Consider the following 7,692-nt stretch of genomic DNA (forward strand, 5'->3'; position numbering starts at 1 on the left):
GCGCTAACGTTGGCCGCGATGGCGAAAACCACTACCCGGCTCAGCAACGACGCGCTGGCGTTCCTCACCGAGCGCCATCTGGCGATGCTGACCACGCTGCGCGCCGACAATTCGCCGCACGTGGTAGCGGTGGGCTTCACCTTCGACCCCAAGACCCACATCGCCCGGGTCATCACCACCGGCGGTTCGCAGAAGGCGGTCAACGCCGAACGCGGCGGGGTCGCCGTGCTCAGCCAGGTCGACGGCGCCCGCTGGCTCTCACTCGAGGGGCGGGCCAGTGTGAACAGCGATATCGACGCGGTGCGTGACGCCGAGCTGCGCTATGCCCAGCGGTACCGCACGCCGCGGCCCAACCCGCGACGGGTGGTCATCGAGGTCCAGGTAGAGCGGGTGTTGGGGTCCGCCCACCTGCTGGAGCGGACCGAGGGCTGACACTCAGACAACCTCTTGCCGGTTGAAAAGTCGCTACGAGCTGGAATCGCTGAGCCAGACTAGGTCCATGACCGAACCTGCCGGGACGCGTGTCGCGGTATACCTCGACTTCGACAACATTGTGATGTCGCGTTATGACCAGGTTCACGGCCGCAACTCGTTCCAGCGGGATAAGGCGCGCGGATTCGACAAGGAGCCCGAACGGCTGGCGAAGGCGACCGTCGACGTCGGAGCCATCATCGATTTCGCCTCGTCGTTTGGAACTCTGGTGCTCACCAAGGCCTATGCCGACTGGTCAGCTGATGTCAACGCGAGCTATCGCGGCCAATTGGTCGGTCGCGCAGTCGATTTGGTGCAGCTGTTTCCAGCGGCGGCGTACGGCAAAAACTGTGCGGATATCCGGCTCGCGGTCGATGCGGTCGAAGACATGTTCCGGCTGCCCGACCTGACCCATGTCGTCATCGTGGCGGGCGACTCGGATTACATCGCGCTTGCCCAGCGCTGTAAGCGGCTCGGCCGCTATGTGGTCGGGATTGGGGTGGCTGGTTCGACCAGCCGGTCGCTCACCGCCGCTTGTGATGAGTTCCTGACCTACGACGCGTTGCCGGGCGTCCCCGTGCCCGAGCCGGCTGGGAGCGACAAGGCGGGCGCGACACCGACGCGACGTCCCCGTCGCACCAAAGCAACACAAGAGCCTGACGAAGAGCAGGCGCCGCCTGACCCGCAGGCCGCGGCTACGGGCTTACTGGCGCGGGCTCTGCGGATGGGTCACGAGAAGGACGACGCGGAGTGGTTGCACAATTCGGCGGTAAAGGCGCAGATGAAGCGGATGGATCCGTCGTTTAGTGAAAAGTCGCTGGGCTTCCGCTCGTTCAGCGACTTCCTGCGGTCGCGCAGCGAATTGGTGGAGCTCGACGAGAGCAGCACGACGCGCCTGGTTCGGCTGCGCGCCGATAGCTAACGATCGTCAGAGGGGCGTGGCGCCCGGCGCGCGGATCACTAGCGGCACGGCGGGGAAATAGCGCGCCATTTCCGGTCGTGACTTGGCCAGCGCGGCGGTGCCGTAGCCGCGGTGCCGGTAATCGGGATGGATCCAGATCCGGACGTGGACCTCGCCGCCGGCCAGCTCGCCGAAGACCATTCCGACCTTCTGCGTTCCGTCGACGGCGACGAACCAGGCGGCCTCTTCGGCGTCGATCCGTGCCAGTGCCGAGCGAATCTCGTCGTCGAGACCGCCGGCCGGTCCGCCGGATCCGTCGCCCGAGGCGCCTATGTTCGCGGTCCGAGCGGCGAAGATGTCGCGGTCTGACTCGCCGGCGAACGGCCGCAGCTCCAGGGTGTCGCCCGCGCTCGCCGGGCGCTCGTTGAGGGTGAAGCTCAGTTGGCTGTTGAGGTCGTCGAGCTCGGCCGCGATCTTGCGCCGTGCGTCCTTGGTGAGTTGGTCAAACGCCATCGACATCACCGCCTCGCCGCCGAGGCGGGAGGTGCCGAGCAAGGCGACGATCGCGTCGACCGCGGCGGGTCGGTCTGGAGCGTCCACGATCGCGTCCAACACCTCATGCCGCCGTTCGAGCGCCTTGATCAAGGCGTCGGTGATGTCACGGCGGGCGGCGGTGCGGTCTTGATCGATCATCGCATCAGCGTAGCCCCGCAGGCCGGTGCGCATCGGAGACGGCCAGTGTGATCTGGTGTCGTCCTTGCGGCACCTCCACGATGCGACCGGTCGGCTGACCGTCGAGCTGCACCGTCGCAGCCGCTGGGAGGGCGTCAAGCGTGATGTGGGTGCCGGTGTCGGTCGCGACCGCGAGCGTCGACGACGGCAACGACGCCAACCCGGCACGGGCCACGTCCACGGTGAGGCTCGCAACGCCGGTGAGACGCAGGGTCAGATACGGCAGCGGTGCCGCGGCCGGACCGGGCAGCCATTTGAGCTCCGAGAATAACCCCGGCGTGCGGTCGAACAGCGTGAACCCCCGGTGTCGCCGCGTGGTGTGAGTGGCGTCCGGGCGGGCGTAGGAGCGCGCGTCGACCTCGGCAATCGCCCCGCGCTTCGGGTCGGCCGCCAGCTTGGACAACCACCACACCTGGTGCGGACCGATACCGAGGTCGGCACTTACCAGCTGTGGATACCACGCGAAGGTGATGTGGCCCGGATCGGCTTGGCGTAGACCGGTGCCCATGTGGGCGACCGCGTCGTCGAACCTGTCCTGAAACACCCAGGCGATGTGGTCCTCAAACAGATAGTCGGTGAACCGGTACCGGTAGCCGAGCCGGTCGAATTCCAGCGCCTGCTCAGCAGCCGACGCGAACGGCACCAGTTCGTCGAACTGCCCGTGGGCAATGACGAACGGAAGCCAACGGGCATTGACCAGCAGCCGCCAGGTGTCGCCCTCCCGTGCGCAGTGCGAGTCCAGGTCCAAGTCTGCTGGAATGTCGATGTCGGGCAGCAGCCGAACGCCACATGTCGGTGGGCCGGCCAGCACGACCGCCTGCGCGAACACTTCCGGGTAGGCCAGCCCGAGCTTGTAGGTGCCGTAGCCGCCCATGGAATAGCCGGAAATCACAGTGCGATTGGGGTCGGTGCCGAGCTGTTCGGCTACCCGCGCCCACACTTCCCACACGTCAAGTTCGCCCTCGTCGAAGTACCAACACGACGGGCCGCGGGCCAGCGGCGTGACCACCACCGAGTCACGGGCGTCGCACACTTCGTGCAGCAGGCGCGGGTCGAGCGCGGCGAATTGGCTTTGCCCGAGTGAAAGCGAATGCAACAGCAGGGTCAGCGGCAGCTTGCTGCCGGGCGTGTAGGTCGCCGGCAGGCAGATCGAGCAGGGCTGTACCCGCCCGAGGAAAAGCGGCTTGGTGTTCAGAATGTCCAGGATGTCCTGGTCGGCGACGCCGCCTCGGCCCAGCTCGACCGAGGACACGTACCACCGGGTGGACGGGCCGGTGATGACCGGCTCTGGGGTTTCTGCGCGGCCCGCAAGCTGGTCCCATGCTACGGCCAGCGAGAATTGCGATACATCGCCCTCGGTCAGGGCGGCGGCTTGTGCCTTGTCCGACCAGAAGTTCAGGTGCGGCGGCTCCTGCTCGTTGGTGCGGAAGGTGACGTTGTAGACGTTGGGTTGGCTGTCCCGCGCGCCCTGCTCGCGGGTCACACCGGCGAAACCGTCGCCGGCCGGGTTGGCCAGGCCCGCCGCCAGCCGAACGGTCCAGATACCGGCGGGTTCCACCACCGAGCGCGGTATCCACGCTAGGAAGGAACGCGATTCCTTGTCGACGCTGTGCTCGACCGGCGTTGTCGCCTGGGTGGCGAGGTCGATCAGCCGCGCGCCGCTGCCGGAGACCAGCAGTGCCAAGTCGATGCCGGCGGAACGTATTCCGGCGCCGGCCGGCCACACCTCGGAAGCCGCGGCGCCGCGGTCGGTGTCGAAGGTGAACAGCGCGATCGGTACCGAGGGGTCCACCAGCGTGTTCCAGTCGATGCGCCACCAGGTGTCGGTGTCAGTCAGCCCGATCGCGACTCGGAAGATGTCAGCGCCGTTGTTGGCCGCGGGACCGTGCGGGTAGACGTAGGTGCCCCGCGGCGGCGCCTGGATCTTTAAATCGCCGATCGGAAGGCCGGTGGCGCCGTGGTCGTCATACAGAAAATCCGTCCAAAACAGTGCACCACCGGCCATGCGGCCGGTGCCGCAGGTGCGGGGAAACTCTTCCCCGAACGGCCATCCGGCGGGCTTCGGCAGCGACGGCTCCGGCTGCAACGCCGCCGGCGGCACACCTTCGGGCATGCCGTCGACCATGAAGAGGTCACCGGGCGGCGCGGTGTGCACGACGGCCTCGGCGACACGGAGCGCGATACGGATCGGCAACAACGCGAGGTTCAGCAGCGACACAACGCCAAACTACGCGGGGCGACGAGCCGCTAGGCCGGAACCACGATCAGCTCGTGTGGCCGGTTGTTGACGGCCATCGCCCCATCCTCGGTGACGACGACGATATCTTCGATGCGCGCCCCCCAGCGGCCAGGGAAGTAGATGCCGGGCTCGACGGAAAACGCCATGCCAGCAGCTAGCGGCAACTGGTTGCCGGCGACGATGTAGGGCTCTTCGTGTACCGCCAAACCGATGCCGTGGCCGGTGCGGTGCACGAAATACTCGCTTAAGCCCGCTTCGGCGAGCACCTCGCGGGCGGCGGCGTCCACCTGCTCGGCGGTCACCCCCGGACGCACCGCCTCGACAGCGACGCGCTGAGCGCGCTCAAGCACCAAATAATGTTGTGCTACATCAGTTTTCGGCTCGCCGATGGTGTAGGTGCGTGTCGAGTCCGAGTGGTAGCCGGGCCCGCAGGCGCCGCCGATGTCGACGACGACGATGTCACCGGCCTGCAGTTCGCGATCCGAGCACTCGTGATGCGGGTCGGCGCTGTGCGGGCCAGACCCGACAATGACGAACGCCACTTGCGAATGGCCTTCGGCGACAATGGCTTCAGCGATGTCGGCGGCAACGTCGGCTTCTGTTCGCCCGGCGGTCAGAAACCCCGGCACGCGGGCATGCACCCGGTCGATGGCCGCCCCGGCCGTGCGCAGCATATCGATCTCGGCTGCATCCTTGAGCATCCGCAAGTCGCGCAGCACACCGGTCGCCAACATCGGGGTCACACCGAGGACGTCGGCGAGTGGCAACACGTGCAGCGCGGGCATGGACTCGGTGACCGCCACTTTGCCCCCGCCCAGCGCGTCGGCCACCAGCTGGTAAGGATTCTCGCCATCGACCCAGTCGTGCACCGGCAGGCCCAGTTCCGGCACGGCTGATTCCTTGAGCGAGGCCAGTTCCAGCCGCGGCACCACCACACAGGGATCACCGGAGACCGGCAGCACCAGCGCGGTGAGCCGCTCGAAAGTCTGTGCGCGCGAACCGATCAGATACTGCATGTCGTAGCCAGGGGTGATGACCAGCCCGGCCAATCCAGCCCTAGCTGCCGCAGCCATCGATGCGGAGAGCCGGCGGGCATAGATGTCGGCGTCGAATCGGCGCGAAACCATGAGCTCAGGCTAACGTGACCTGCATGCCCTCACCCCTGTTGCTGCTCGACGGCGCCAGCATGTGGTTTCGAGCCTTCTACGGGGTGCCGTCCTCGATCACGTCGCCCGACGGACGACCGGTGAACGCGGTGCGGGGCTTTCTGGACTCGATGGCCGTGGTCATCACCCAACAGCGGCCGGCAAGGCTGGTGGTGTGCCTGGATCTGGACTGGCGTCCGCAGTTTCGGGTTGAGCGCATCCCGTCGTACAAGGCGCACCGGGTCGAGCAAGTAGACCCGGAGGGCCAAGATGTCGAGGACGTGCCTGACGAACTGACCCCGCAAGTGGAGATGATCGAGGAGATTCTCGACGCGTTCGGCATCTGCACCGGCGGCGCAGCAGGGTTCGAAGCCGACGACGTGATCGGGACACTGGCCGCGCGGGAACGCCGCAACCCTGTCGTCGTGGTCAGCGGCGACCGCGACCTGCTGCAGGTGGTTGCCGACGATCCGGTGCAGGTCCGGGTGCTCTACCTGGCACGCGGGTTGACCAAGGCGACGCTGCTTGGGCCTCGTGAAGTGGCCGACCGCTACGGGCTGCCCGCCGATCGGGCCGGCGCCGCTTACGCCGAGCTGGCTCTGCTGCGCGGCGACCCGTCCGACGGGCTTCCCGGCGTGCCGGGCATCGGCGAGAAGACCGCCGCGACGTTGTTGGCTCAGCACGGCTCGCTGGCCGCGATCCTGGCCGCCGCTAAGGATCCGGAATCGTCTGTGCCCAAAGGTGTTCGGGCTAAGCTGCGCAAGGCCGCGGATTACATCGAGGCCGCCGGCCCGGTGGTGCGGGTGGCCACCGATGCGCCGGTCAAGTTGTCGACGCGGACCGATGCCCTGCCGCTGGCGGCCGCCCATCCCCGGCGCACCGCGGAACTGGCGACCCGGCTCGGGGTCGGGTCGCCAGTCGCCCGCCTGCAAAAGGCGTTGGACTCGCTGCCGTAAGGCGGCCGCGCGAGAAGACGCAGAATCGCCCTTTTCGTGCCCGAAGAGGGCGATTTTGCGTCTGTTCGCCTACTTCGGCCGGCCGACCTCGTAGGTGCCTTTGTTGTCCTGGAAGGTCACGGTCACCTGACGCTTGGTGCCGTCGATGCTGACGTCGCAGTCGAAGCTGGCACCCTTTTTGACGGTCGGGTTTTGGCCGTTGTTGCACTTGACGTCTTTGACGTTCTTGGCGCCGTAACCGTTGGTCTCGTCGCTGAGAATCTGCTGCACCCCGGCTTGCGCCTTGTTGATGTCCAGCTTGGTGGTGACGAAGAATCCGGGCGCCCAGAAGCCGAGCACCAGCACGACGGCGACCACGATCGCGGCGAATACGCCGATCACAGTGCCGATCACCGCAGTGGAGCGCTTGGGGCGCTGTTCCCCCGGAGGGCCATACTGGCCGGGAAATTGACCGTATTGGCCCGGATACTGACCCGGTTGACCGTACTGACCAGGTGGGCCGAACTGGCCCGGCGGCCCGTACTGCCCCGGCTGCTGCGGATATTGACCGGGCTGGCCGTATTGCTCCGGCTGGCCGTATTGCCCCGGCTGGCCGTATTGCCCCGGCTGCCCGTACTGGCCGGGCTGGCCGAACTGGGTCGGCTGGCCGTACTGGGTCGGCTGGCCGTACTGGGTCGGCTGGCCGTATTGCTCAGCCTGCGGATAGCCGGGCATGGTCTGCTGATATGGCGGGTAGACCTGGCCGGGCTGCTGCTGGTATTGCGGGTACTCCGAGGACGTGTACGCCGGCGGTTGCCAAGTCGACTGCTCCCCGGGCTGCTGCCACGGCGACGAGTCCTGAGCAGTCGGCTGGTCACCACCCGTGGATTGCTGGTTCTCCCCCTGGCCGGGCGGCTGCCACGGCTGGGTGGGGTCGGATCCCTGCGGTCCGCTCATCGTGTGTCGGGTCCTCTCAGTCCTGGTCCTGCTTCACCGGATGTAACCGTAGCTCGGCGTCAGCCTACCCCGCGTCAACTGCGACGACGCCGCGCCGGACGTCGTCGATCGCCCGCTGCGCGGTGGCCCGCAGCTCAGGTTCGCGGGCGGCCTTGCGCACCTGGTCCAGCAGGTCGAGCACCTGTCGGCACCACCGCACGAAATCCCCCGCCGACACCCCCGCGCCCGACTCGTCGGCGGCGAACAGCGCCGCCGTCAGATCCCCGGTGCTGGCCCAGCGGTAGATCGCGGTGACGAAGCCCTCGTCGGGTT

Annotated in this window: 8 protein-coding genes; 3 read left to right on the top strand and 5 right to left on the bottom strand. The window is 67.3% G+C overall.

Going from position 1 to position 7,692, the window contains the following annotated elements:
* Positions 1–18: 18 nt before the first annotated feature.
* Positions 19–432 carry a F420-dependent biliverdin reductase gene (locus tag ACFE99_RS19920; RefSeq protein ID WP_375488155.1) on the top strand — a complete coding sequence of 138 codons (414 nt, stop codon included), beginning with the start codon at positions 19–21 and terminating at the stop codon, positions 430–432.
* Between the two features lie 67 nt (positions 433–499).
* Positions 500–1,393, top strand: a complete 894-nt coding sequence (locus ACFE99_RS19925) for an NYN domain-containing protein (protein ID WP_375488149.1) — start codon at positions 500–502, stop codon at positions 1,391–1,393.
* A gap of 6 nt (positions 1,394–1,399) precedes the next feature.
* Here the strand turns inward: ACFE99_RS19925 and ACFE99_RS19930 are convergent, their stop codons facing one another.
* The 3 genes from ACFE99_RS19930 to ACFE99_RS19940 are packed head-to-tail and all read right to left on the bottom strand — an operon-like array spanning position 1,400 to position 5,470.
* On the bottom strand, positions 1,400–2,065 hold the full coding sequence (locus ACFE99_RS19930; protein WP_375488156.1) for a GNAT family N-acetyltransferase: 666 nt from the start codon (positions 2,063–2,065) through the stop codon (positions 1,400–1,402).
* Positions 2,066–2,069: 4 nt separating this feature from the next.
* Positions 2,070–4,322 carry an alpha/beta hydrolase-fold protein gene (locus ACFE99_RS19935; protein ID WP_375488150.1) on the bottom strand — a complete coding sequence of 751 codons (2,253 nt, stop codon included), beginning with the start codon at positions 4,320–4,322 and terminating at the stop codon, positions 2,070–2,072.
* 29 nt (positions 4,323–4,351) lie between these two features.
* A complete protein-coding gene (locus ACFE99_RS19940; protein WP_375488151.1) occupies positions 4,352–5,470 on the bottom strand; it encodes a M24 family metallopeptidase in 1,119 nt (372 codons plus the stop codon).
* A 23-nt stretch (positions 5,471–5,493) separates the two neighbouring features.
* Here ACFE99_RS19940 and ACFE99_RS19945 point away from each other — a divergent pair, with 23 nt between their 5' ends.
* On the top strand, positions 5,494–6,444 hold the full coding sequence (locus tag ACFE99_RS19945; protein ID WP_375488152.1) for a 5'-3' exonuclease H3TH domain-containing protein: 951 nt from the start codon (positions 5,494–5,496) through the stop codon (positions 6,442–6,444).
* A 69-nt stretch (positions 6,445–6,513) separates the two neighbouring features.
* On the opposite strand, the gene ACFE99_RS19950 is transcribed toward ACFE99_RS19945, so the two are convergent.
* Positions 6,514–7,380 (bottom strand): DUF4333 domain-containing protein, encoded by an 867-nt coding sequence (locus ACFE99_RS19950; protein WP_375488153.1) that lies wholly within the window; start codon positions 7,378–7,380, stop codon positions 6,514–6,516.
* A 64-nt stretch (positions 7,381–7,444) separates the two neighbouring features.
* Positions 7,445–7,692: hypothetical protein (locus ACFE99_RS19955; RefSeq protein ID WP_375488154.1), on the bottom strand; the 248-nt coding region annotated here is incomplete at its 5' end.

The sequence above is a fragment of the uncultured Mycobacterium sp. genome, assembly GCF_964249325.1.
Lineage (GTDB): Bacteria > Actinomycetota > Actinomycetes > Mycobacteriales > Mycobacteriaceae > Mycobacterium.

Coding starts and splice junctions, on each gene's coding strand:
- ACFE99_RS19920 (WP_375488155.1), top strand. CDS start 19: ATGGCGAAAACCACTACCCGGCTCAGCAACGACGCGCTGGCGTTCCTC.
- ACFE99_RS19925 (WP_375488149.1), top strand. CDS start 500: ATGACCGAACCTGCCGGGACGCGTGTCGCGGTATACCTCGACTTCGAC.
- ACFE99_RS19930 (WP_375488156.1), bottom strand. CDS start 2,065: ATGATCGATCAAGACCGCACCGCCGCCCGCCGTGACATCACCGACGCC.
- ACFE99_RS19940 (WP_375488151.1), bottom strand. CDS start 5,470: ATGGTTTCGCGCCGATTCGACGCCGACATCTATGCCCGCCGGCTCTCC.
- ACFE99_RS19945 (WP_375488152.1), top strand. CDS start 5,494: ATGCCCTCACCCCTGTTGCTGCTCGACGGCGCCAGCATGTGGTTTCGA.
- ACFE99_RS19950 (WP_375488153.1), bottom strand. CDS start 7,380: ATGAGCGGACCGCAGGGATCCGACCCCACCCAGCCGTGGCAGCCGCCC.